We start from the raw sequence: 22,381 nt of genomic DNA, 5'->3' as shown, positions 1-22,381 counted from the left end.
GTCGTCCGGCATCCGTCCGGCGTAGCATCTGCATGAGGCGGTTCGTCGCCGCCATTGCGGAAAGGCGCGCTCCCCATGTCAAGTCCAAGCCCCCGTCCCAGTCCCAGCCAGCATCCTGTCGCCGATATGCCGCCGGCGCCTCAACTGAGCGGCAACTCCCTGCCCATGCAGGCGCTGCGTGCGCAGATCGGCCGCATCGCCCGCTGTGGCGCGCCGGTGGCCATCCGCGGCGAATCGGGCACGGGCAAGGAATTGGCGGCGCGCGCCATCCATGCGCAGGGTGCGCGCGCCAGCTTCCCTTTTATTGCCGTCAACTGCGGCGCGATTCCCGAAGCGTTGATGGAGGCCGAATTTTTCGGCTGCCGCCAGGGCGCCTATACGGGGGCGCATGAGCGCCAGGGATTGTTCCAGGCGGCCCATGGCGGCAGTTTGCTGCTCGATGAAGTCGACGATCTGCCGCTGGCCATGCAGGTCAAGCTGTTGCGCGTGCTGCAGGAGCGGCGCGTGCGCAAGCTGGGTGGTAGTACTGACGAGGCCGTCGACGTGCGCATCCTGTGCGCCAGCCAGCAGGGCCTGGCGCGCGGCGTGGCCGCCGGCACGTTTCGCCAGGATCTGTTTTACCGCCTCCATGTGATCGAGCTGGCGCTGCCGCCGCTGCGCGAGCGGCGCGGCGATCTGCAGGTATTATGTGAGGTGATCCTGGCGCGTCTGGCGCCACGCCAGGCCGTGAGCCTGGCGCCGCCCGTGCTGGCGGCTTTGGCCGCGTATGCGTTTCCCGGCAATGTGCGCGAACTGGAAAACCTGCTGGAGCGGGCACTGGCCTTTGCCGACGGCGGCGTGATCGCGCTCGACGCGCTGGCCTTGCCGTCCGCGGCGGGCAGCATGCCGCTGCGGGCGCCGGCCTTGCCGGACTTGCCTGAGCGGCAACTATGCCTGCCCGGCATGGCAGCATATGGCCTGCCGCCCGTCTTGCCGCTGGACATGTATTTACGCCAGGCCGAGCGCGACATGATCATGCTGGCGCTGGTGCAGGCGCGCTATCACCGCGCACGGGCGGCGCGCCAGCTGGGCCTGAGCGTGCGCCAGCTGCGTTACCGCATGCAGAAATTGACGATACAGGAAGCGCTACCTTGATGACAGCATGGACGATAGATGAAGACGGCTGGTGCGACGGCGCGCTGCGCTATGACTCCCAATACCACGATGCGCGCCCGGACGGTGCGCAAGTCGATTTGCTGGTGATCCATAACATCAGCTTGCCGGGCGGCCACTTCGGCGGACCGCATGTGTCGGACTTGTTTACCGGCCGGGTAGACTATAATGCCGATCCTTCTTTCGCCGACCTGCGTGGCTTGCAGGTGTCGGCGCATTTTTTTGTGCGGCGTGATGGTGCGCTGTTGCAATATGTTTCTACTGATCAACGTGCCTGGCATGCGGGCGCGTCCATGTTCGAAGGACGCCCGCAGTGCAATGGCTATTCGGTCGGTGTCGAAATGGAAGGCGCGGACGATGTGCCCTTCCAGCAGCGGCAATACCATGTGCTGGCGGCGCTGACGGCGGCACTGGTGGCGCGCTACGGGCTGTCCCAGGTGCGCGGCCACGAGCACATTGCGCCGGGGAGGAAGACGGATCCGGGACCGTTTTTTGACTGGTGTTTTTATCAAAAATGCTGGCTGGAAACTATGCGCGGGCAGCCTGCGTTAGCGCTTACTACGCGGGGATTGGGCTTTCCATCCGTACCCTGAAAAGTCAACCGAAATCGTATATGAAAATACAAAAAATTACGCTGGCGGATGCCGGAAAACTATTGCATCGCCTTTCGATGGGCACTACAATTAGTGCATAACTTGGATTTAAAGACTATATGTAGTGCCATCACAGACGTTTTCAGCATTATTATCAAAGCTACCCTGTTTGTTGATATGGCAACGGGAACTGGCGTTTCATCACCCTTGATCGTGTTTCGCGCTAGCCGGGCTGTACAGGTTGGCCGTCTGATTTTTGGCTGTATATTATTTACTATTTAGCAACAAATACCTGAAGAAACCCTGACCATCGGGCGTTCTATTCAACAACACACGCGGCAGCAAAACTGCAGGCTGACTTTAGCTGACAACGGGAGCTTCAATGCAATCACCACAAGATATTTCCATCCATCCAACGCCAGTATCGCCAGCGCCAGGCGCGGCCAACAGCGTGGCGAGCACGGGCGCGGCATTGGGCGACTATCGCATCATCCGCCGCAACGGCGCGGTGGTGGCATTTGAGCCTTCGAAGATCGCCATCGCCATGACCAAGGCGTTTTTGGCCGTTAACGGCGGCCAGGGTGCCGCTTCGGCACGCGTCCGCGAACTGGTGGAGCAACTGACCGACGGCGTCGTCGCCGCGCTGGTGCGCCGCCATCCGGGTGGCGGCACCTTCCATATCGAAGACGTGCAAGACCAGGTGGAACTGTCGCTGATGCGTTCGGGCGAGCACGACGTGGCGCGTGCCTACGTGTTGTACCGTGCCAAGCACATGGAAGAGCGCCGCCTGCAGAAGGAGGCGCTGGGCGCTTCCGCGCAAGTGACCGCCCCCCAACTGAACGTCACTGACAACGGCGTGCGCCGCCTGCTGGACATGCAGGAAGTGCGCGACCTGATCAACGCCGCCTGCGCCGGCCTGGAAAAGCACGTCGATGCTGATGCCATCCTGGCGGAAACGGTGAAGAACCTGTACGACGGCGTGCCCGTCGAAGAGTTGCACAAGTCGGCCATCCTGGCGGCGCGCGCGCTGATGGAAAAAGATCCGGCCTACAGCCAGGTCACGGCCCGCATCCTGCTGCACACGGTGCGCAAGGAAGTGTTCGGCAAGGAAGTGCCGCAAGCGGCCGCTGCCGCCGAGTACCTGACGTATTTCCCGCAATACATCGCCAAGGGCATCGCCAACGACCTGCTGAACCCGGTACTTGCCAGTTTCGACCTGGAACGCCTGGCCAAGGCCATCGTTGCCGACCGCGACTTGCAATTCGGCTACATCGGCCTGCAAACGCTGTATGACCGCTACTTCCTGCACATCCATGACGTGCGCATCGAAATGCCGCAGGCGTTCTACATGCGCGTGGCCATGGGCCTGTCGCTGAACGAAGCGGACCGCGAAGCGCGCACCATCGAGTTCTACAATCTGCTGTCCTCGTTCGACTTCATGAGCTCGACGCCGACCCTGTTCAACTCCGGCACCCTGCGCTCGCAGCTGTCGTCGTGCTACCTGAGCACCGTCTCGGACGACCTGGAAGGCATCTACGACGCCATCAAGGACAACGCGCTGCTGGCCAAGTACGCCGGCGGCCTGGGTAACGACTGGACGCCAGTGCGCGCCCTGGGCGCCCACATCAAGGGCACCAACGGCAAGTCGCAAGGCGTGGTGCCGTTCCTGAAAGTGGTCAACGACACGGCCGTGGCAGTCAACCAGGGCGGCAAGCGCAAGGGCGCCGTGTGCGCCTACCTGGAAACCTGGCACATGGACATCGAGGAATTCCTCGACCTGCGCAAGAACACGGGCGACGACCGCCGCCGCACGCACGACATGAACACGGCGAACTGGATTCCCGACATGTTCATGAAGCGCGTCATGGAAAAAGGCGAGTGGACCCTGTTCTCGCCATCCGAAACACCAGATTTGCACGACCTGGTCGGCAAGGCCTTTGAAAAAGCTTACCTGGGCTACGAAGCCAAGGCCGCCGCCGGCGAAATCCGCTCGTTCAAGAAGATCGCCGCGCTGGACCTGTGGCGCAAGATGCTGTCGATGCTGTTTGAAACGGGCCACCCATGGATCACGTTCAAGGATCCTTGCAACATCCGCAGCCCGCAGTCGCACGTCGGCGTCGTCCACAGCTCGAACCTGTGCACGGAAATCACGCTGAACACGGGCCCTGACGAAATCGCCGTCTGCAACCTCGGTTCCGTGAACATGCCGGCGCACATGAAGGAAGGCAAGCTCGATCACGTCAAGCTGGCCAAGACCGTGCGCACCGCCATGCGCATGCTCGACAACGTCATCGACATCAATTACTACGCCGTCGAGAAGGCGCGCAATTCGAACATGCGCCACCGTCCGGTCGGCATGGGCGTGATGGGCTTCCAGGACTGCCTGCACATGATGCGCATTCCGTTCGCCTCGGACGCCGCCGTCAGCTTTGCCGACACCTCGATGGAAGCGGTCTGCTACTACGCCTACCTGGCGTCGACGGAACTGGCTGAAGAACGTGGCCGCTATGAATCGTATGCCGGTTCGCTGTGGGACCGTGGCATCCTGCCGCAAGACTCGGTCAAACTGCTGGCCGAAGAGCGTGGCGGCTACCTGGAAGTCGATTCCTCGTCGGCCATGGACTGGACCCCGGTGCGCGAACGCATCGCCAAGTTCGGCATGCGCAACTCGAACTGCGTGGCGATCGCCCCGACGGCGACGATTTCGAACATCATCGGCGTATCGGCCTGTATCGAGCCGACGTTCCAGAACCTGTACGTGAAATCGAACCTGTCGGGTGAATTCACCGAGATCAACGGCTACCTGGTGCGCGACCTGAAGGCGCGCGACCTGTGGGATGAAGTCATGATCTCCGACCTGAAGTACTTCGACGGCTCGCTGGTGAAGATCGACCGCATCCCGCAAGACTTGCGCGACATCTACGCCACCGCCTTTGAAGTGTCGCCAAGCTGGCTGGTGGAAGCGGCTTCGCGTCGCCAGAAGTGGATCGACCAGGCCCAGTCGCTGAACATCTACATGGCTGGCGCATCGGGCAAGAAGCTCGACGAGACCTACAAGCTGGCATGGCTGCGTGGCCTGAAAACCACCTACTACCTGCGTACCATCGCCGCTACCCACATGGAGAAATCGACCTCCAAGACGGGTGCCCTGAACGCCGTGGCAGTCGATGGCGGCATGTCGGCCAGCGCCCAGAGCGCACAGGCAGCGGTCGTGGCGGCAGCCGCTGCCGCCGTGGTGGCACCCGTGGTGGCAGCTGCAGCGGACGACGCCGATGGCGAAGCCTGCTACCTGCGCCCAGGTGATGACGGCTTTGAGGAATGCGAAGCCTGCCAGTAAAATTTTAGTTGTCAGCCCGGAGCGTCTGGGCTGATTCAATGTTGTCAATGTCCGCATTGTCCGATACAACGGGCCTGTTGCGGATCGCCGGCTCGCCGGCATGGAAAGGAAGAAGATTATGTCGTTGTCCTGGGATGATGAAACCACGTCGGCAGCTGTGCCGCGTCCGGCGCAGCAAGCGCCATTGGGAAATACCGAATTGAACCTGCCAGCCGGTGCCGAGCCGTCCGAAGCGAACGCCGAGCAAGTGGCGCGCCGCGTGAATGCCGACGACAAGCGCATCATCAACGGCAAGACGGACGTCAACCAGCTGGTGCCGTTCAAGTACAAGTGGGCGTGGGACAAATACCTGGCCGGCTGCGCCAACCACTGGATGCCGCAGGAAGTGAACATGCAGCGCGATATCGAGCTGTGGAAAAACCCGAACGGCCTGACGGACGACGAGCGCCGCCTGGTCAAGCGCAACCTGGGCTTCTTCGTGACGGCCGACTCGCTGGCCGCCAACAACATCGTGCTGGGTACCTACCGCCACATCACGGCGCCCGAGTGCCGCCAGTACCTGCTGCGCCAGGCGTTCGAGGAAGCGATCCACACGCACGCCTACCAGTACATCGTCGAATCGCTGGGCCTGGACGAAGGCGAGATCTTCAACGCCTACAACGAAGTCAAGTCGATCCGCGACAAGGATGAATTCCTGATCCCGTTCATCAATACCCTGACCGACCCCGCGTTCGTCACCGGCACGGTGGAAAACGACCAGAAGCTGCTCAAATCGCTGATCGTGTTTGCCTGCCTGATGGAAGGCCTGTTCTTCTACGTCGGCTTCACGCAGATCCTGGCGCTGGGCCGCCAGAACAAGATGATGGGCGCGGCCGAGCAGTACCAGTACATCCTGCGCGACGAATCGATGCACTGCAACTTCGGCATCGACTTGATCAACACGATCAAGATGGAAAACCCGCAGCTGTGGACGGCCGAATTCCGCGAAGAGATCAAAGTGCTGTTCATGCAAGCCGTGGAGCTGGAATACGCGTACGCGGAAGACACCATGCCACGCGGCGTGCTGGGTCTGAACGCACCGATGTTCAAGGGCTATCTGCGCTTCATCGCCAACCGCCGCGCGCAGCAGATCGGCCTCGAGCCGCTGTTCGCCCAGGAAGAAAATCCATTCCCGTGGATGAGCGAAATGATCGACATGAAAAAGGAACGCAACTTCTTCGAGACGCGCGTGACCGAGTACCAAACGGGTGGTGCGCTGAACTGGGAATAATTAGATGAGGAAATGAAAAAGCCCCATGAGGTGCAACTCACGGGGCTTTAGGGAAAAGAGAGCCAAACAACAACCTCTGGCTTTCTCTTGATGCTATTTCTATGTACTAGAAGCCGAAGTTTAAACTTCGAAAGCCGATATGGCAAGGCTCAAGTTCATCATCGAGGTATGCGATGAAAGGAACGACACATGAAAACCTGTGCCTATCCCAAGTCCGTGCATGTGACGCAATACTGGCGCTTCCGCTTTGGAAAGCTTGAAATTGTGTGTGAACACTGCCGGTCTCCACGTTTGCGATAGTGGATTAACGAGGACGGTTTTTACCGTCCTCGTTAGGGAATTAGGACAGTTTCATTGATGTAAAAATAACTTGAGTTTTACAGGAGTACCGAACGAATTTGTGAGTTTGACTCACTCTTACGTATCTCTTCATATCGACTTAAAAGGTTTCATCATGACATTCAATAGTAAAAAAACCTCATCGGGAATCGCTTCACAGGCAGCAGAGACATTGAAAAATCCCAATGCCTCTGCCGTGGCTAAGAGTTTGGCTGGTTCCGCATTGTCTCAGGTACAAGGTGCGTATCAGACAGGAAAAGCGATGGAGACAAAGGCATCGCATGTGCTGCAAAGCAGTAAGTACAGCGACGATACCAAAGCCTTAGCCGCTTCATTACTGTCACAGTCGAATAGACTTCGATAATCCTAATGCGCCGTAATTTTTACGGCGCATTTTTTTTGCTTGTTGGGTAACGATGATGTGGTGAGTAGCATTCACATTGCCAGTGTCCAGGAGCTAGAGGGCTTCTTCGAGACCACCGGCCCGCAGGCCGCCACCAACATCGCGCTGGGCAGTCTCCCTTTACGACGCCACATCACGGCGCCGGAATGCCGCCAGTACCTGCTGCGCCAGGCGTTCGAAGAAGCGATCCACACGCACGCCTACCAGTACATCGTCGAATCGCTGGGCCTGGACGAAGGCGAGATCTTCAACGCCTACAACGAAGTCAAGTCGATCCGCGACAAGGATGAATTCCTGATCCCGTTCATCAACACCCTGACCGACCCCGCGTTCGTCACCGGCACGGTGGAAAACGACCAGAAGCTGCTCAAATCGCTGATCGTATTCGCCTGCCTGATGGAAGGCCTGTTCTTCTACGTCGGCTTCACGCAGATCCTGGCGCTGGGCCGCCAGAACAAGATGATGGGTGCGGCCGAGCAGTACCAGTACATCCTGCGCGACGAATCGATGCACTGCAACTTCGGCATCGACTTGATCAACACGATCAAGATGGAAAACCCCCAGCTGTGGACGGCCGAATTCCGCGAAGAGATCAAAGTGCTGTTCATGCAAGCCGTGGAGCTGGAATACGCGTACGCGGAAGACACCATGCCACGCGGCGTGCTGGGTCTGAACGCGCCGATGTTCAAGGGCTATCTGCGCTTCATCGCCAACCGCCGCGCGCAGCAGATCGGCCTCGAGCCGCTGTTCGCCCAGGAAGAAAATCCATTCCCGTGGATGAGCGAAATGATCGACATGAAAAAGGAACGCAACTTCTTCGAGACGCGCGTGACCGAGTACCAAACGGGTGGTGCGCTGAACTGGGAGTAATCCTTTTTCAGGCTACGCCAGGAAGCGCCGTCATCGTGACGGCGCTTTTTTTTCGCGTGCATGGCGGTGGAAAAATGCATGCTTCATGCAGCGCTGCGAAGAGGCTTGCGCCAGGATTTTCGCCTGCCGCGAATGGCCGCATGGCGGGTCCAAAAAATCATTTCAGGAGACGCCGGCAGCGGCATTTGCCGCGCGAATGTACGATAGCACGCGTATCGTGCAAAAAAGGCCGCGAAAACGTGTCGTGCCGGTTGCGCATTGACAAGGTTTTCGTGTACTTTATGAGATTGCAAATGCGAGCGTTAGAATGCGGGGTTTTTTAACCAGCGCGGTAGCAAAAAAAGCTCGCAAAACAGGGATACAGATTTACACGGATATGCACAAAACCACACCGTTTTCGTCTGCCGCCGTGCCCGAATTTTTTCAGGCATGGCGGTTTTTTATTTGACGCATGGGTGTTGTGGCGAGCGCGATGCGAGGAGCGAAAAAACGCACGGCATCGAAAACGAATGACCGAATTCAGACTTTGCCACCAGCTGCGAGATAAAGCAGGGTGGCACCGACGATGGCTGAAGTGCTGCAAACGTGAGGAGTTGCAGCAGTTCAGCTGGTGCCGAATTCATTAGCGCAAACGACCGTTTGTGCCGATGAATAATTCGCCTGGCCTATCCCTGTGGTGGGTCGGACGGGTTTAAATCTTGTAGCTTAAATTTCTCATCTCAGATGAAGGAGAGACAAATGGCAACAGCCGCTAAGAAATCAGAAGTAAAGAAACCAGCCGCCAAGGCTGCTCCTGCCGCGAAGAAGCCGGCAGCCGCAGCCAAGACGGTTGCCGCTAAACCAGCTGCCAAAGCCGCAGCGAAACCAGCCGCCAAACCAGCTGCCAAACCAGTCGCCAAAGCCGCAGCCAAGCCTGCAGCAAAAGTGGCTGCCAAGCCGGCAGCAAAAGTGGCAGCCAAGCCAGTCGCCAAAGCCGCAGCGAAACCAGCGGCCAAGGCAGCAGCCAAGCCAGCGGCGAAAGTAGCAGCGAAACCTGCCGCCAAGGCAGCAGCGAAGCCAGTGGCGAAAAAAGCCGTTGCCAAGCCAGCAGCAAAAGCCGCAGCAAAACCAGCAGCCAAAGCCGCAGCAAAACCAGCAGTGAAAAAAGCCGCAGCGAAACCTGCCGCCAAACCGGCCGCCAAGGCAGCAGCCAAGCCTGCAGCGAAAAAAGTCGTTGCCAAGGCAGCAGCCAAGCCGGCCGCCAAAGCAGCAGCGAAGCCAGCAGCAAAAGCGGCAGCCAAGCCAGCGGCCAAGGTAGCAGCGAAGCCCGCAGCAAAAGCGGCAGCCAAGCCAGCCGCCAAGGCAGCAGCGAAAAAAGCCGTTGCCAAGCCGGTAGCCAAAGCAGCAGCCAAGCCAGCCGCGAAAGCCGCAGCGAAACCTGCCGCCAAAGCAGCAGCGAAGCCAGCAGCCAAGCCAGCAGCGAAAAAAGTCGTCGCCAAGGCAGCAGCCAAGCCAGCGGCCAAAGCAGCAGCGAAGCCGGCAGCCAAGGTAGCAGCCAAGGTAGCAGCCAAGCCAGCGGCCAAGGTAGCAGCCAAGCCGGTAGCGAAAGTTGCCGCCAAGCCAGTAGCTAAAGTAGCCGCCAAACCGGTCGCCAAAGCAGCAGCGAAACCTGCCGCCAAGGTTGCAGCGAAACCTGCCGCCAAGCCAGCGGCCAAGGTAGCAGCGAAGCCAGCAGCGAAAGCCGCAGCGAAACCTGCCGCCAAGCCAGCCGCAGCGCCAGTCGTGGCAGCAGCAGCTCCAGCGGCACCAGCCGCCGTGGTCGCCAAGCCAGCCGCCAAGAAGGCTGCGCCTAAAAAGGCCGCACCGAAGAAGGCAGCGCCTGTCGCCAAGCCATCGGCACCTATCGCACCTGTAGCAAAAACCGTGTTGGCACCGGCTGCAGCCTGGCCATTCCCAACCAGCACCCGCCCATCGTAATTCCGACGATACGGGTGCCTGGATGAGGCAACACGCCGCTGTGTGACTCAATCACACAGCGGTTTTTTTTTGGAGAATTAGTCGTGCTGATCGTTATCCTTACATTGATCGTTGATACCATTGCCACCTTGCTGGGCGGCGTATTGCTGCTGCGCTTCTGGATGCAGGCGGTGCGCGTGCGGCCCCCTTCATCGGTGGCGCAATTCACGTTTCAATTGTCCGACTGGCTGGTGCGCCCCCTGCGCCGCGTGGTGCCGGGCGTGGGCGGGTATGACTGGGCCAGCCTGATCGGCGCCTTCCTGATCGTGCTGCTGGCCAGTTCGGTCCTGTTTATGTCCAACCATTCCGTCGAAGTGGTGCTGCTCAAGTCGCTGCAACGCTTCCTGCAATGGATACTCTACGGTTTCATGGCTCTGCTGATCATCGAAGCCATCTTTAGCTGGGTCAACCCGCATGCGCCGCTGGCGCCGTTTGTACGGGCCCTGAACGAGCCGCTGCTGCGTCCGCTCCGCAAGGTCGTGCCGCTGGTCGGCAGCCTGGACTTGTCGCTGCTGGTGGCGCTGATCCTGCTGCAGATCGCGCAAGTGCTGGTGGGGATGATTATTGTGCTGCGATGATGGTGATGTGGTGGCGTAGGTCGGGTTAGCGTAGCGTAACCCGACGTTACCCGTCATGCAATGATGTTGTCGGATTACGCGTGGCTGCGCCCCGTTAATCCGACCTACGACCTACATATTAATAGCGGTAACCGAACGCCGCTTCGAACTGCTCGGCGATGCTTTCTGGCGTAAACACATGGTTTTGCGCGCCCTGCGTGGCGATTTTAATTGCGCCCAGCAAGCTGGCCAGGCGGCCGCTGGTTTCCCAGCCCAGGTCGTTGGTGATGCCGAACAGCAAGCCTGCACGGTAGGCGTCGCCGCAACCGGTCGGGTCCAGCACTTCCTTGGCGGCCACGACGGGAATGTCGATGCGCTTGCCGTCCGTATAGATCTCCGACCCTTTTTCGCCACGCGTGACGATCAGCGCATCCAGGCGGCTGGCGATGTCCGGCAGGGTCAAGCCCGTACGTTCCATCAACATTTCCATTTCATAATCGTTGGCCGACACATACGTGGCTTTGTTGATGAAGTCGATCAACTGTTCGCCATTGAAACGTGGCAACTGCTGGCCCGGGTCGAACATGAAGGGGATGCCCAGCTCGGCCAGGTCGGCGGCGTGCTTGAGCATGCCCTGATCGCCGTCCGGCGAAATGATGGCGACCTTGGCCGGGCCCGCATTGGCGATCGGGTTTTCATGTGCAAACGACATGGCACCCGGGTGGAAGGCATTGATCTGGTTATTGTCCGCATCGGCCGTGACGAAGCACTGCGCGTTGTAGCTGTCGGCCTTGATCAGGATATTGGCGGTGGAAATGCCCAGCTTTTGCAGGCGCTCCAGGTAGGCGGCGCTGTCCTGGCCCATGACGCCGACGATGCGCGGGTCGCCGCCCAGCATTTTCAGGCTGTAGGCGATGTTGCCCGAGCAACCGCCGAACTCCGTGCGCATGGTGGGCACGAGGAAGGACACGTTCACCTTGTGCAACTGGTCGGCCAGCAGCGATTCGCCGAAGCGGCCGGGGAATTGCATGATGGTGTCGGTGGCGAGCGAGCCGCAGATCAGCGATGTTTTGGTCATGATAGTGTCGGTTAAGGGTAAAAGATGGCGATATGGTAACCAGACGCCGTGAGCTGGTCTAATGCAAAGTACAGTTTGATGGTTTGTTCCGAGCGCGGCGCAAAGCCCTGGCTCAAATCGATGTTGGCCGGCAGATAGTCGCGCGGCGCGATGACACGGCGCAAGAGCGGCTTGTCGTTGGCATCGTTGAGTATCAGTTCGATGCTGGGCCAGGCTTGCACGCTGCGGCTCTGGTTGCGCAGCAGCGAGACGTAGGAAAAGGTTTGTTCCTTGAGGGTTTGCAATTCGCCTTGTTCGATGGACAGCGCTTCGATCTGCGCCGGCAAGTCGACCTGGCAGCCACTGAACTTGCACAGCGTGACCAGGGTCGGCTTCAACTGCGGAAACTGCGCCGCCAGCGGATTGCGGAAGGTGGTCATTACTTGCAGGAATAATAAAAGCAACAGCACTACCGAGCCGGCTGCCATGGCGACGCGCAAGGCCTTGCCGCTCTGTTCGCGGCGCCGGCCCAGGGTCACAAAGGCCGGTTCGTCGTCGGCCGGCGGCAGGACGGGGTCGTCCTGTTCTTCGGCTGGCGCCGGCGCAACGGGGGCGGCAGGCAGCGCGTCGAACGAGTGGTCGGCCAGCGTCGGTTCCCGGCGCGCGGGCACGGGCTTGTCCAGGCTGACTTTGTCGATGGCAGGCAGCGCCGGGGCGGCCACCGTTTTCAGGTCCGGTTCGCGGCGGCTGTCGCGCAGATACGTGGCGAAGGCGGGCGTGTCATCGACCTGGCGGCGCTTGAAGGGCGCCATTGGGCGGGGTAATGGTAGTTCAGGCAGCTCTGCCGGTGCTTCTATTGCTAGTTCGGGCGGCGCGTCATCCAGCGCCTCGTCGGGCAGGCTGACGTCGAGGTCCAGTTCAATGTGCTCGCCGTCGTCTTCCTTGAGCTGCGCCGTTGCCGGCAAGATGCCGAACGGGTCGAACGAGGTGTCGAAGTCGAGAGAATAGATGGGTTCGTCGTCCGTGGCGGACGGCAGGCTGTGGTCGGCCGGATCATTGGTCGGCAGCGGGGCGGCAGCGCCGGGAGCGGACGTTAAAAACGGCGATGCCGCGGCTGGATCGACCAGCGCGGCATTGCCGTCAAAGACTTCCCTGCACGTGCCACAGCGTACGATGCCCCCACGTAACTTCAACTGGTCAGCAGCGACCCGAAATATCGTGTTGCAGTGGGGGCATTTGGTGGCGAGGGCCATTGCTGTGCTTATGCACCTTCCGCGCGGGGCGCAGGCGCTTGCGTACTGCCCAGGCGGCCATGCAGGGCCACCCAGCCATCTTGCTCGGCCCACACACCCAGTTCGATGAACGGTGCATATGCAGCAGCCACTTCTTCGGCCTGGCGTGCCAGCACGCCGGACAGGATCAGCGCGCCACCGGCGGCGACTCTGCCCGACAGCATCGGTGCCATTACCTTCAATGGGCTCGACAGGATGTTGGCGACGACGATGTCAAACTTGGCCGTGGCGTGTGCCGAGGTGGCAAACGTGTCTGGCAAGAAATATTCGATGTCGCACTGGTTGCGTTCGGCATTCAAGCCAGCCGATTCGATCGCTTGCGGGTCGATATCGACGCCGACCACGGTTTGCGCACCGAGTTTCTTGGCCACCATGGCCAGGATGCCGGAACCGCAACCGTAGTCGAGCACGGTTTTGCCAGGGGCGGGGTTCGCTTCCAGCCACTCCATGCACAGACGCGTGGTCGGATGGCTGCCCGTGCCGAAAGCCAGGCCCGGGTCCAGTTCCAGGATCAGGCCGTCTGGATCCGGTGCCTCGTGCCAGCTGGGCACGACCCAGATATTCTTGCCGATGTGAATCGGGGCGAATTGCGACTGCGTCAGGCGCACCCAGTCCTGCTCTTCCACGGGGCGCATGGTAAAGGCGGGAACTTCCGTCATGCCGACAGCTTGCGCTGCGGCGGCCACGATGGCGGCCTGGTCGGCGTCGACGTCGGTCAGCGCCACCACGCGGCTGCGTTCCCACGCCGCTTCCTTCGGTTCCATGCCGGGCTCGCCAAACAGGGGCTGCTCGGCATCCGTGCCTTCATCGGCGTCTTCCACCGAGACCGACAGGGCGCCCGCTTCCATCAAGGCGTCGGACATGGCCTCGGCGTTGTCACGGGCGATTTCGATGACGATTTCTGTCCAGCTCATGCGTCCGCCTTGATTTCGGACTTCTTGGCGATGCTGGGGCTGCCGCCATTCAGGTTCTTGCCCAGATCCGGCATGTCGGCCAGTTTCTGTTCCAGATAGTGAATGTTGGTGCCGCCTTCGATGAAGCGCGCGTCGATCATCAGTTCGCGGTGCAGGGCGATATTCGTGTTGATGCCTTCGACCACCATTTCGGACAGGGCGATCTGCATGCGGCGGATTGCTTGCTCGCGCGTGGCGCCGTAAGCGATCACTTTGCCGATCATCGAGTCGTAGTGCGGCGGCACGTAGTAACCGGCGTAGGCGTGCGAGTCGACGCGGATACCAGGGCCGCCCGGTGCATGCCACGAGACGATCTTGCCTGGCGATGGCGTGAACTTGAACGGATCTTCGGCATTGATGCGGCACTCGATGGCGTGGCCCGACAGCAAGACGTCGCGCTGGCGGAAACGCAGTTTTTCGCCAGCGGCGATGCGGATCTGTTCTTGCACGATATCGATGCCGGTGATCATCTCGGTGACGGGATGTTCCACTTGCACGCGGGTATTCATTTCAATGAAATAGAACTCGCCGTTTTCGTACAGGAATTCAAACGTGCCGGCGCCGCGGTAGCCGATCTTGCGGCAAGCTTCGGCGCAACGGTCGCCGATTTTCTCGATCAGTTTGCGCGGGATGCCCGGCGCTGGAGCTTCTTCGATCACTTTCTGGTGGCGGCGCTGCATGGAGCAGTCGCGCTCGCCCAGCCAGACGGCGTTCTTGTGTTCGTCGGCGAGGATCTGGATTTCCACGTGGCGCGGATTTTCCAGGTACTTCTCCATATACACTTCAGGGTTGCCGAAAGCCGTGCCGGCTTCCGTCTTGGTCATCGACACGGCGTTGATCAGGGCAGCTTCCGTGTGCACCACGCGCATGCCGCGTCCGCCACCGCCGCCGGCGGCCTTGATGATGACCGGATAGCCGACCTTGCGGGCAATTTGCACGATCGCTTTCGGATCGTCCGGCAATGCACCTTCCGAGCCGGGCACGCAAGGCACGCCGGCCTTGATCATGGTTTGCTTGGCCGACACTTTGTCGCCCATCAAACGGATCGATTCGGAGCGCGGGCCGATGAAGACGAAGCCCGATTTCTCGACGCGTTCGGCAAAGTCGGCGTTTTCCGACAGGAAGCCATAGCCTGGGTGAATCGCTTGTGCATCCGTCACTTCAGCGGCGCTGATGATGGCGGGCATGTTCAGGTAGCTCAGGGCCGACTGTGCCGGGCCGATACAAACGGATTCGTCGGCCAGCTTGACGTATTTTGCGTCCTTGTCGGCTTCGGAGTGGACTACAACCGTTTTAATGCCCATTTCGCGGCAGGCGCGCTGAATACGGAGGGCAATTTCACCACGGTTGGCAATCAGGATTTTTTCAAACATGGTAGGTTCGCGTATGTCTGTGAGAGCCGGCGAGCCGGCGAAACAACAAGTGTGAGGGGCTAAAACTGCAAACGGCCGTCGCCGGCCGTGTGGACTGGGTTTTAGCCGATCACAAACAAGGGTTGACCGAATTCGACCGGCTGGCCGTTTTCGACCAGGATCTGGGTCACGACGCCGGCTTTGTCGGAGTCGATTTCATTGAGCAGCTTCATCGCTTCGATGATGCACAGGGTATCACCTTCCTTGACGGCCGAGCCCACTTCAACATAGGCGGCGCTGCCAGGAGCGGAGGAGCGGTAGAAGGTGCCGACCATCGGCGACTTGACCACATAGCCCGTAGGCTCGGCGGCAACGACGGCGGCCGCTGGCGCAGGCGCGGCAGGCGCGGCTGGCTGGTAGTGGGCTTGCATGCCTTGCGGCTGCATCATGACCATCTGGTTTTGCGGCATGGCCGACGATTTGACGATGCGAACCTTGCTTTCGCCTTCGGTCACTTCCAGCTCTGCGATATCCGATTCGGCGACCAGGTCGATCAAGGTCTTGAGTTTTCGTAGATCCATGTAAAACCCCTAGGAATGTAGTTTGTTTTATGAGTGATGCGGTGATGTCCAGAACCTATCGCCGCGCTAAATGCGTGCAGATCGCGTAGATTAACGTTTTTTAAGCGCAAAGTCGATGGCAAACCGATATCCATCGATACCTAGCCCGCAGATCGTCCCCTGCGCGATCGCGCTGAGAAATGAGTGATGTCGAAACGTTTCGCGTTGATAAATATTCGAGATATGGACTTCCACGAACGGGATGGCGACCCCGGCCAGCGCATCGCGCAAGGCAACGCTGGTATGGGTCAGGCCGCCCGGATTGATGACGATGGCATCGATCCCTTCCGCTCGCGCGGCATGGATGCGGTCGATCAATGCGCCTTCATGGTTGCTTTGAAAGCAAATCAGGTCGGCACCGGCCGCCATGGCTTGCGCCATTGCTGCCTGCTCGATATCGGCCAAGGTGCTGGCGCCGTAGACCTCAGGCTCGCGCGTTCCCAGCAAATTCAGGTTGGGACCGTTGAGCAGAAGGAGGTTTTTTGCCATGTATGGAAGACCGTTTTAGCGAAAGTTCCGCATTTTGCCGCCAAAGATACGCATTGGCAAGAGAAAAAAGCACGCTCCGAATTTACAATTTATCCAGATCGGCGCGCAACTGATCAAATTTCAAGCGGCCCAGATAGGTCTTTTTGACTTCGCCATCGGCGCCGATCAGCACCGTAAAGGGCAAACCGCCGCTGGCATTGCCAAAATGACGCGACAGGTCGGTGCCGCTCAGACCGGACACATACACGGGATAGGCGATCTTGACCTTGCTGGCAAAAGTGGCAATATTGCTGGCCGAATCGATACCGATACCGATCACTTGCAGGTTTTTCGCCGCATAGTGGCCTTGCACTTCGGATAACTCCGGCATTTCTTCCACGCAAGGTGGGCACCACGGCGCCCAGAAATTCACCAGCAGGTTTTTTCCTTTCCATTGCGACAAGGCTTGCGTGGCGCCCGCCGCGTCCGGCAGGGACAGCGCATACAGTTCGTTGACGGGGCCGGTCGCGCCGGGCGCGATGGTGGTCGTCAGCGGTCCCGCTTTCTCTTTATGCATGCCCACGTAGGCGCCCATGCCGCCAAACATCAGCGCCACGATGGCGCAGGCGATCCAATTCTTTTTTGTCATATCTTTATCTATATCAATGTTAGTCGGCAGCCGGCGCGCCATCGGCGAGGCTGGCGGCCAGCAGGCTGCGCAGCCCGGCGATATCGGTGCGCAGCACCTTGCCGTCCGCCTTGGCTTTCAGTGCGCCGCGCATGTCGTCGAGCTCATACATGGCTGCGTGCACGCCTTCATTTTTCCACAGGAAACTGGCTGTCTCGACCGCATCATAACGCGCTCCCTTGAAATGCGGGCTTTCCGACATGTCGAGCACGACATTTTTATTCAGCAGGAAGATGTGGATATCCTTGGCGCTCTCGGCAAACAGCTGCAGATAAATCTCGTCGTGGGGACCGGCCGTGCCATTGAGCACGGGGCCGCTGAGCAGGGGATGAAATTGTTGCAACGCTTCCATCACTTGCAGCGCGATCGTGCGCAACTGGAACAGGCGCGCCGGCTGGCTGTCGGCCAGGAACAGGGCATTGTATTGCCGCACCTGCTCTTCGATCATGTCGTTGTCGGGCAGGATATTGGCCCGGTTCGGCGCGTCGCCCAGGACTTGCCGCGCCGCCTTGCGCTTGGCACTGCCATAGTCGGCGCCATCCTGCGCCACCAGGCGCGCGGCAGCGGCGGCGATTTCCAGGCGCAGCTGCGCGCTATCGTCAAATGCATCGTTCGTCATGAGCGAGATGATACTCCGAAGCGGAAAAAGTCATGGCGTCAGGTAAAATCCCACACTTGCTCTTTTTTATCTCACCGTCTTACTTACTTAGCGTGCACCTTTCGCACTGATCACATGCATATTCATATTCTCGGCATTTGCGGTACCTTCATGGGCGGCCTGGCCGTGCTGGCCAAGGAAGCCGGCCATAAAGTCACCGGTTGCGATGCCAACGTGTATCCGCCGATGAGCACCCAGCTGGAATCGCAGGGAATCGAACTGATCCAGGGCTTTGATCCCGAACAAACCAAGCTGAACCCGGATTTGTATGTGATTGGCAATGTCGTCTCGCGCGGCAACCCGCTGGTGGAAGAAATCCTCAACCGCAGCCTGCCGTACGTGTCCGGCCCGCAGTGGATCGGCGAACACATCTTGCGCAACAAGTGGGTGCTGGCCGTGGCCGGCACGCATGGCAAGACGACAACATCAGCCATGCTGGCCTGGATACTCGAAGACGCGGGCTACGCACCGGGCTTCCTGATCGGCGGCGTGCCGATGAATTTTGGCATTTCCGCGCGCCTGTCCGGCACGATCGACGGCAAGAGCGCCGAGTCGGACTTCTTCGTCATCGAAGCCGATGAATACGATACGGCCTTCTTCGACAAGCGCAGCAAGTTCGTGCATTACCACGCGAAGACGGCCATCATGAATAACCTGGAATACGATCACGCCGACATCTTCCCCGATCTGCACGCGATCGAGACGCAATTCCACCATCTGGTGCGCACCGTGCCCGGCATCGGCCGCCTCGTCTTCAATGGCGATGAGGCGTCGCTGCAGCGCGTGCTGGCGCGCGGTTGCTGGAGTGAAAAGGAAAGTTTTGGCCAGGATGCCAACTGGCAGCTGCAAGAGCAGGCCGATGGCAGCTTCGACGTGTTCTTCAATGGCCAGCAGGAAGGCCACGTGGCGTGGGCCCTGACGGGCAAGCACAACCGCAGCAATGCGCTGGCCGCCATCGCCGCCGCGCGCCATGTGGGCGTACCGATTGCCCAGGCCTGCGCCTCGCTGGCCACGTTCGAGAGCGTCAAGCGGCGCATGGAAGTGCGCGGCGTGGTCAACGCCATTACCGTGTACGACGATTTCGCGCATCACCCGACGGCCATTGCCACCACCGTGGGCGGCTTGCGCCAGAAGGTAGGCAGCGGCACCCGCATCCTGGCCGTGCTGGAACCGCGCTCGAACACCATGAAGCTGGGCGCCATGAAAGATGCGCTGCCGGGCAGCTTGAAGGATGCCGACCTGGTCTTCGGTTTCGGTAGCCAGCAAGCGCTGGGCTGGAGCCTGGGCGACGCGCTGGCGCCGCTGGGCGAGATTGCCAGCGCCTATGAAGACATCGATACCCTGGTGGCGGCCGTGGCGGCTGCCGCCCGTCCTGGCGACCAGATCGTGGTCATGAGCAACGGCGGCTTTGGCGGCGTGCACCAGAAATTGCTGGAGGCCCTGGGCCGATGATTCTGTACCTGCATGGATTCCGCTCGTCGCCCCTGTCGATGAAGTCGCGCCTGCTGGCCGCGCAGATGCAGGCGCTGGGCCGCGAGGCACAGTGGCTGTGTCCGCAATTGCCGGCTTCGCCCAAGCTGGCCATCGAGCTCGCCCTGTCGCTGGTCAAGGATGTGGCGCCGGCCGAGCTGACGATAATCGGCTCCTCGCTGGGCGGCTATTACGCCACCTGGCTGGCCGAGCAGTTCGGTTGCCGCGCCGTCTTGCTCAACCCCGCCATCGTGCCCTTGATCGACCTGGAACAGCATGTGGGCGTGACGACCGAGTTCCATTCGGACCAGCCATTCGAGTTCAAGCGCGAGTACATCGATGAGCTGCGCGCATTTGCCGTAGAGAAAATTACTGAGCCGCAACGTTATTTCCTGATTGCCGCCACCGGTGATGAAGTACTCGACTACCGCGACATGCTGGCGCATTATCAGGGGGCGCGGCAGTTGCTCATCGACGGCAGCGACCATGGCATCAGCGAATTTGCCGATTATGTGGCGCCCGTGCTGGCCTTTTGCGGCATCGATGCGGACGCCGCCCAGTGAGGCCGGGTTCGCTGCGCCAGGCGCAATGGCATGCGCATGTGAACGCCGTCAATGCGCCACCCACCCTGCGCCACTGGCTCACGGGCGGCGGGTCGCTGACGGCCAAGCTGAAAGCGCATAGCCAGGCGTTCCGCGTGCAATGTTTGCATCAGGAAACAGCGCGCTGCTTGAGTGACGAGGCCGCCATCATCGGTTTGCACCGCGCGGGCCGGGTATGGGAACGCGAAGTGCTGTTGCGTTGTGATGACAGGCCGGCCGTGTTTGGCCATACCGTCGTGCCCATGCAGGCGACGGCCACGGACTGGCCCTTGTTTTCCGCGCTGGGTGAGCGTTCGCTGGGCACGACCCTGTTTGGCGACCGCATGGTACGGCGCGGCACACTGGAATTTGCCCGCTTGCGCGCCGGCCACCCGCTGGTGCAGCGGGCGCAGGCGGCGCTGGCGCGGGAAGGGCAGCGTGCCAGCGACAAGGCACTGTTTTTTGCCCGCCGCTGCCTGTATCAGCGTCACCAGGGATTACTGCTGGTAACGGAAGTATTTCTGCCGGCGGTGTTTGAGCTCACTCGCACCGTTGCAACCGACACATTAATAATAAACAAAGCATAACAATGAATCTATTTTTTGAAGAATCCGGCGATTTCAAGGTCGGCACGGTCCTGTCGCAAGCGGGTGAAGCGTATCAAGTGGAAATGGCCAGCGGCAAGCGCACCAAGGTCAAGGTCAAGGATGTGCTGCTGCAGTATGAAAAGCCGGCCCCGGCCGAGCTGCTGGAACAGGCCAAGAGCATTGCCGCCGAGATCGACCTCGATTTCCTGTGGGAAGTGGCGGGCGAAGACGAGTTCGGCTTTGCCGAGCTGGGCGCCGAGTATTTCGGCCACGCACCGTTGCCGCCGGAAGCGGCCGGCCTGATCCTGGCCCTGCATTCGGCGCCCGTGTATTTCTACAAGAAAGGCCGTGGCCGCTACAAGGCGGCGCCGGAAGCGTCGCTGAAGGCGGCCCTGGCCGGTATCGAAAAGAAAAAGCAGCAGGCGCTGGTGCAGGCAGGCTATGTGGAAGAGCTGAAGCAGAACCGCTTGCCCGCCTCCATGCAGCCCATGGTGCTGCAACTGCTGTTCAAGCCGGACAAGAACACGATTGAATACAAGGCGCTCGAAGCGGCCTGCACGCAATTGCACACGACGCCGCCGCGGCTGATGCTGGCCGTCGGCGGTATTGCTTCGCCGAAAGACTTGCACCTGTCGAAGTTCCTGTTTGAAAATTTCCCGAAAGGCGCCGGCTTCCCGAACGTGCCCGTGCCGTCCGTGACGGCCAAGCTGCCGCTGGCCGACGTGGCCGCCTTCTCGATCGACGACGTGACCACCACCGAGATCGACGATGCCTTCTCCGTGCAGCCTTTGCCCGATGGCACCGTGAAAGTAGGTATACACATCGCCGCGCCGGGCCTGGGCATCCGCCCGGAAGACGTGATCGACAAGATGGCGCGCCAGCGCATGTCGACCGTCTACATGCCAGGCGACAAGATCACCATGCTGCCGGACGAAATCGTCAACGCGTTTACGCTGGCGGAAGGCACGACGTGCCCGGCCCTGTCGCTGTACGCGACCTTGGACCCGAAAGCCGACTGGGCCGTGGTCAGCACGCAGACGCGCGCCGAACTGGTGCCGATTGCCAGCAATTTGCGGCATAACCAGTTAGACGATCTGGTCAACGAGGAAACCCTGGCCAGCGGTGAAGGCGAGTATCCGCACAAGGCCGATTTTGCCGTGCTGTGGCAATGGGCGCAGCAGCTGGAGCAGGGCCGCATGAAGAAGCGCGAAGCGTTTGGCCTGAAGCCGGAACAGAACAACCGTGTCGATTTCAACTTCTATGTGGAAAATGACATCGTCACCGTGGCGCGCCGCAAGCGTGGCGCGCCGCTCGACAAGATCGTCGCCGAATTGATGATTTTTGCCAACAGTACCTGGGGCAAGATGTTGCACGACCATGGCGTGCCCGGCATCTACCGCAGCCAGGGCGGCGGCAGCGGCAATAGTTGGGCGGCAAAGATGCAGGTGCGCATGGTCACCCATGCGGCGCCGCACCAGGGCCTGGGCGTCGATCAATACGCGTGGAGCACTTCGCCCCTGCGCCGCTACACGGACCTGGTGAACCAGTGGCAAATCATCGCCTGCGCCGAGCATGGCGTGACGGCGCCGCTGGTGGCCCCGTTCAAGCCGCGCGATGCGAATTTGTTCGCCATCGTCTCGGCGTTCGACGCCGCGTATGCCGCGTATGGCGATTTCCAGTCGAACATGGAACGTTACTGGTGCTTGCGCTGGCTGCACCAGGAAAACGCGCGCCAGGTCGACGCCGTCGTGCTGAAAGACGAGATTTTGCGCCTGGTCGACATTCCGCTGGTCATCAAGCTGCCGGGCATGCCATCGGTGGCGCGCGGCGCCCAGGTCAAACTGGACTTGCTGCGCTGGGATGAAGTCGACCTGAGCATCGAAGCGCGCCTGCTGGAAATTGCTGCCGTGCCCGATGCGGCGGCCGATGCCGAGCTCGACTATGAAGAAGACGCGGGTGACGAAGACGCGCAGGAAGCAGCGCCGGAAGCGGCCAACCAGGTCAGCGACGCCGATGCGGAAGTGGCGGAACTGGCCAGCGAAGACGTGGTCAGCGAGCCCGAGGTCAAGTAAGGCATTCCTCACGCCATCAAGGCGGTGCTGAAAACTGTTGCCGGCGCCGCCCTTTGACGTAGAATTC

General features: G+C 60.4%; 21 protein-coding genes. 12 read left to right on the top strand and 9 right to left on the bottom strand.

Annotation, left to right across the window (positions count from 1 at the left end):
• The first annotated feature begins 75 nt into the window (after positions 1-75).
• The 6 genes from CLU91_RS12725 (at position 76) to CLU91_RS12700 (ending at position 7,964) form a co-directional block, all read left to right on the top strand.
• Positions 76-1,134, top strand: coding sequence for a sigma 54-interacting transcriptional regulator (locus tag CLU91_RS12725; protein WP_100874454.1), 1,059 nt, complete (start codon positions 76-78; stop codon positions 1,132-1,134).
• Positions 1,134-1,745 (top strand): 1,6-anhydro-N-acetylmuramyl-L-alanine amidase AmpD, encoded by a 612-nt coding sequence (ampD, locus tag CLU91_RS12720; protein WP_100874453.1) that lies wholly within the window; start codon positions 1,134-1,136, stop codon positions 1,743-1,745. The genes CLU91_RS12725 and ampD overlap by 1 nt, the downstream gene beginning before the upstream one ends.
• 382 nt (positions 1,746-2,127) lie before the next feature.
• The gene (locus CLU91_RS12715; protein WP_100874452.1) at positions 2,128-5,082 is read left to right on the top strand and encodes a ribonucleoside-diphosphate reductase subunit alpha; all 2,955 of its coding nucleotides are present in this window, start codon (positions 2,128-2,130) and stop codon (positions 5,080-5,082) included.
• Positions 5,083-5,200: 118 nt separating this feature from the next.
• Positions 5,201-6,352 carry a ribonucleotide-diphosphate reductase subunit beta gene (locus CLU91_RS12710; protein ID WP_100874451.1) on the top strand — a complete coding sequence of 384 codons (1,152 nt, stop codon included), beginning with the start codon at positions 5,201-5,203 and terminating at the stop codon, positions 6,350-6,352.
• Between the two features lie 370 nt (positions 6,353-6,722).
• Complete coding sequence (locus tag CLU91_RS12705) at positions 6,723-7,055, top strand: hypothetical protein (RefSeq protein WP_232730729.1); 333 nt, start codon at positions 6,723-6,725, stop codon at positions 7,053-7,055.
• 69 nt (positions 7,056-7,124) lie between these two features.
• Positions 7,125-7,964, top strand: coding sequence for a ribonucleotide-diphosphate reductase subunit beta (locus tag CLU91_RS12700; protein ID WP_269800652.1), 840 nt, complete (start codon positions 7,125-7,127; stop codon positions 7,962-7,964).
• Positions 7,965-8,683: 719 nt separating this feature from the next.
• Here CLU91_RS12700 and CLU91_RS28260 read toward each other — a convergent pair.
• Positions 8,684-9,133 (bottom strand): hypothetical protein, encoded by a 450-nt coding sequence (locus CLU91_RS28260; RefSeq protein ID WP_198521318.1) that lies wholly within the window; start codon positions 9,131-9,133, stop codon positions 8,684-8,686.
• On the opposite strand from CLU91_RS28260, the gene CLU91_RS12695 reads away from it, so the two are divergent.
• Together CLU91_RS12695 and CLU91_RS12690 are read left to right on the top strand one after the other, a co-directional pair.
• Complete coding sequence (locus CLU91_RS12695; RefSeq protein WP_198521317.1) at positions 9,102-9,920, top strand: hypothetical protein; 819 nt, start codon at positions 9,102-9,104, stop codon at positions 9,918-9,920. The two genes, CLU91_RS28260 and CLU91_RS12695, sit on opposite strands and share 32 nt — an antisense overlap.
• Positions 9,921-10,003: 83 nt before the next feature.
• Positions 10,004-10,537 carry a YggT family protein gene (locus CLU91_RS12690; protein WP_232730728.1) on the top strand — a complete coding sequence of 178 codons (534 nt, stop codon included), beginning with the start codon at positions 10,004-10,006 and terminating at the stop codon, positions 10,535-10,537.
• A gap of 118 nt (positions 10,538-10,655) precedes the next feature.
• Here CLU91_RS12690 and CLU91_RS12685 read toward each other — a convergent pair whose 3' ends face one another.
• The 8 genes from CLU91_RS12685 to CLU91_RS12650 form a co-directional block, all read right to left on the bottom strand.
• Positions 10,656-11,594: a carbohydrate kinase family protein gene (locus CLU91_RS12685; RefSeq protein ID WP_071075517.1), complete on the bottom strand. Its 939-nt coding sequence runs from the start codon at positions 11,592-11,594 to the stop codon at positions 10,656-10,658.
• 11 nt (positions 11,595-11,605) lie between these two features.
• The gene (locus CLU91_RS12680; protein ID WP_100876708.1) at positions 11,606-12,826 is read right to left on the bottom strand and encodes a DUF3426 domain-containing protein; all 1,221 of its coding nucleotides are present in this window, start codon (positions 12,824-12,826) and stop codon (positions 11,606-11,608) included.
• Between the two features lie 8 nt (positions 12,827-12,834).
• Entirely contained in the window at positions 12,835-13,779 is a 945-nt protein-coding gene (prmA, locus tag CLU91_RS12675; RefSeq protein WP_100874448.1) for a 50S ribosomal protein L11 methyltransferase, read from the bottom strand.
• Positions 13,776-15,191, bottom strand: a complete 1,416-nt coding sequence (accC, locus tag CLU91_RS12670) for an acetyl-CoA carboxylase biotin carboxylase subunit (RefSeq protein ID WP_096237830.1) — start codon at positions 15,189-15,191, stop codon at positions 13,776-13,778. The genes prmA and accC overlap by 4 nt, the downstream gene beginning before the upstream one ends.
• A gap of 101 nt (positions 15,192-15,292) precedes the next feature.
• Positions 15,293-15,751 carry an acetyl-CoA carboxylase biotin carboxyl carrier protein gene (gene accB, locus CLU91_RS12665; RefSeq protein WP_096237829.1) on the bottom strand — a complete coding sequence of 153 codons (459 nt, stop codon included), beginning with the start codon at positions 15,749-15,751 and terminating at the stop codon, positions 15,293-15,295.
• A gap of 90 nt (positions 15,752-15,841) precedes the next feature.
• Positions 15,842-16,279 (bottom strand): type II 3-dehydroquinate dehydratase, encoded by a 438-nt coding sequence (gene aroQ, locus CLU91_RS12660; protein WP_100874447.1) that lies wholly within the window; start codon positions 16,277-16,279, stop codon positions 15,842-15,844.
• Positions 16,280-16,361: 82 nt separating this feature from the next.
• Positions 16,362-16,907, bottom strand: a complete 546-nt coding sequence (locus CLU91_RS12655; RefSeq protein WP_100874446.1) for a TlpA family protein disulfide reductase — start codon at positions 16,905-16,907, stop codon at positions 16,362-16,364.
• A gap of 19 nt (positions 16,908-16,926) precedes the next feature.
• Entirely contained in the window at positions 16,927-17,565 is a 639-nt protein-coding gene (locus tag CLU91_RS12650; RefSeq protein WP_100874445.1) for a hypothetical protein, read from the bottom strand.
• Between the two features lie 114 nt (positions 17,566-17,679).
• Here CLU91_RS12650 and mpl point away from each other — a divergent pair, with 114 nt between their 5' ends.
• Genes mpl through CLU91_RS12630 form a run of 4 tightly spaced genes read left to right on the top strand, consistent with a single transcriptional unit; the run spans position 17,680 to position 22,314 of the window.
• A complete protein-coding gene (mpl, locus tag CLU91_RS12645; RefSeq protein WP_100874444.1) occupies positions 17,680-19,056 on the top strand; it encodes a UDP-N-acetylmuramate:L-alanyl-gamma-D-glutamyl-meso-diaminopimelate ligase in 1,377 nt (458 codons plus the stop codon).
• Positions 19,053-19,637, top strand: coding sequence for a YqiA/YcfP family alpha/beta fold hydrolase (locus CLU91_RS12640; RefSeq protein WP_100874443.1), 585 nt, complete (start codon positions 19,053-19,055; stop codon positions 19,635-19,637). Before mpl ends, CLU91_RS12640 begins: the two co-directional genes overlap by 4 nt.
• The gene (locus CLU91_RS12635; protein ID WP_100874442.1) at positions 19,634-20,242 is read left to right on the top strand and encodes a chorismate--pyruvate lyase family protein; all 609 of its coding nucleotides are present in this window, start codon (positions 19,634-19,636) and stop codon (positions 20,240-20,242) included. The genes CLU91_RS12640 and CLU91_RS12635 overlap by 4 nt, the downstream gene beginning before the upstream one ends.
• Before the next feature lie 2 nt (positions 20,243-20,244).
• A complete protein-coding gene (locus tag CLU91_RS12630; RefSeq protein ID WP_100874441.1) occupies positions 20,245-22,314 on the top strand; it encodes a ribonuclease catalytic domain-containing protein in 2,070 nt (689 codons plus the stop codon).
• Positions 22,315-22,381 lie beyond the last annotated feature (67 nt).

The sequence above is a fragment of the Janthinobacterium sp. 64 genome (genome assembly GCF_002813325.1).
GTDB lineage: Bacteria > Pseudomonadota > Gammaproteobacteria > Burkholderiales > Burkholderiaceae_D > Janthinobacterium.
The sequence above is the reverse complement of the archived record's forward strand: the minus strand, read 5'-3'. Positions and strand labels throughout refer to the sequence as shown.

Excerpts from the sequence above, each read along its gene's own strand:
- accB (WP_096237829.1), bottom strand. The coding sequence starts at position 15,751 with ATGGATCTACGAAAACTCAAGACCTTGATCGACCTGGTCGCCGAATCG.
- CLU91_RS12715 (WP_100874452.1), top strand. The coding sequence starts at position 2,128 with ATGCAATCACCACAAGATATTTCCATCCATCCAACGCCAGTATCGCCA.
- CLU91_RS12630 (WP_100874441.1), top strand. The coding sequence starts at position 20,245 with ATGAATCTATTTTTTGAAGAATCCGGCGATTTCAAGGTCGGCACGGTC.
- ampD (WP_100874453.1), top strand. The coding sequence starts at position 1,134 with ATGACAGCATGGACGATAGATGAAGACGGCTGGTGCGACGGCGCGCTG.
- CLU91_RS12710 (WP_100874451.1), top strand. The coding sequence starts at position 5,201 with ATGTCGTTGTCCTGGGATGATGAAACCACGTCGGCAGCTGTGCCGCGT.
- CLU91_RS12655 (WP_100874446.1), bottom strand. The coding sequence starts at position 16,907 with ATGACAAAAAAGAATTGGATCGCCTGCGCCATCGTGGCGCTGATGTTT.
- accC (WP_096237830.1), bottom strand. The coding sequence starts at position 15,191 with ATGTTTGAAAAAATCCTGATTGCCAACCGTGGTGAAATTGCCCTCCGT.
- CLU91_RS12650 (WP_100874445.1), bottom strand. The coding sequence starts at position 17,565 with ATGACGAACGATGCATTTGACGATAGCGCGCAGCTGCGCCTGGAAATC.
- CLU91_RS12640 (WP_100874443.1), top strand. The coding sequence starts at position 19,053 with ATGATTCTGTACCTGCATGGATTCCGCTCGTCGCCCCTGTCGATGAAG.
- prmA (WP_100874448.1), bottom strand. The coding sequence starts at position 13,779 with ATGAGCTGGACAGAAATCGTCATCGAAATCGCCCGTGACAACGCCGAG.
- mpl (WP_100874444.1), top strand. The coding sequence starts at position 17,680 with ATGCATATTCATATTCTCGGCATTTGCGGTACCTTCATGGGCGGCCTG.
- CLU91_RS12685 (WP_071075517.1), bottom strand. The coding sequence starts at position 11,594 with ATGACCAAAACATCGCTGATCTGCGGCTCGCTCGCCACCGACACCATC.
- CLU91_RS12725 (WP_100874454.1), top strand. The coding sequence starts at position 76 with ATGTCAAGTCCAAGCCCCCGTCCCAGTCCCAGCCAGCATCCTGTCGCC.
- CLU91_RS12680 (WP_100876708.1), bottom strand. The coding sequence starts at position 12,826 with ATGGCCCTCGCCACCAAATGCCCCCACTGCAACACGATATTTCGGGTC.
- aroQ (WP_100874447.1), bottom strand. The coding sequence starts at position 16,279 with ATGGCAAAAAACCTCCTTCTGCTCAACGGTCCCAACCTGAATTTGCTG.